Below are 260 nucleotides of genomic sequence, written 5' to 3' on the forward strand. Positions count from 1 at the left end.
CTTCAATACCTGCTGCTCGCCGCGACGTTCGCGCTGCTGTTCGCGGGCGGCGTCGCGTCGATGGCGCTGTTCTCGCACCGGCTGAGCCGCGCGCTGCAGCGGCCGGCGCGGATGCGGGCCATGAACCGCGTGACGGGCGGGCTGCTCGTCGGGATGGGCGCGATCATGGTCGGCTGGAACTGAACGGCCGGCGTGCCGGCTCCGTGGCGGCGACCATCGGGCCCCGCGAAAAAGCAGCCGAACGCCGAATGCTTTAGGGT

The 260-nt window shown here is 71.2% G+C and carries 1 protein-coding gene; it reads left to right on the plus strand.

Annotated elements, in window-relative coordinates:
- A partial coding sequence (locus AC1RPY_RS08015; RefSeq protein ID WP_481763155.1) for a hypothetical protein occupies positions 1 to 183 on the plus strand: 183 nt, incomplete at its 5' end.
- Between the last annotated feature and the right edge of the window lie 77 nt (positions 184 to 260).

This window comes from Dellaglioa sp. CoH-56-MRSF-12 (assembly GCF_056782075.1).